2 protein-coding genes are annotated in these 752 nt (G+C 49.9%); both read left to right on the top strand.

The window, feature by feature from the left end; genetic code table 11:
* Positions 1–349: ATP-binding protein (locus tag R8N49_RS26775; RefSeq protein ID WP_318190405.1), on the top strand; the 349-nt coding region annotated here is incomplete at its 5' end.
* Between the two features lie 58 nt (positions 350–407).
* Positions 408–752: response regulator (locus R8N49_RS26770; protein WP_318190404.1), on the top strand; the 345-nt coding region annotated here is incomplete at its 3' end.

Raw genomic sequence — 752 nt, 5'->3', positions numbered from 1 at the left:
GGATGCGGATCAAATAGAACAAGCGATGCTGAACATCGTCAGCAACGCGGCACAAATTCTTGCTCATCAAGAGCACGGCAACATCACCATTCGCACCAGAACGGTGCATCAAGCCAACATTCATGGCAAACGCTGCAAATTAGCGGCGCGCGTCGAGATCACTGATAACGGGCCGGGCATTCCACCAGAATTACAGGACACCTTGTTTTATCCCATGGTCAGCGGGCGCGAAGGCGGCACCGGACTTGGGTTGTCTATTTCACAAAACCTGATCGACCAGCACAACGGAAAAATCGACGTTGAAAGCTGGCCTGGCCACACCACTTTTACAATTTATTTGCCGATTTGACCTCACGAATGGATTTCGTTGAGCGCCAATTTACGGTTTTTGCTGCAAGGATTAGTACATGAGTAAAGGATATGTTTGGGTCGTCGATGACGACAGTTCAATTCGCTGGGTTATGGAGAAAACGCTCTCCTCAGCCAACATAAAATGCGAAACCTATGCCGATGGGGAAAGCGTTTTGATGGCGCTTGAGCGCGAAGTGCCAGACGTACTGGTGTCTGATATTCGCATGCCCGGTATCGACGGATTAGAACTGCTCAAGCAAGTGCAACGTGATTACCCTGATTTGCCCGTGATCATCATGACCGCGCATTCCGACTTAGATGCCGCCGTTAACGCCTATCAAAAAGGCGCGTTCGAGTACCTGCCAAAACCGTTTGATATCGATGAAACCTTAACGCTGGTC

This window comes from Vibrio sp. 1978 (genome assembly GCF_033344345.1).
The sequence above is the reverse complement of the archived record's forward strand: the minus strand, read 5'-3'. Positions and strand labels throughout refer to the sequence as shown.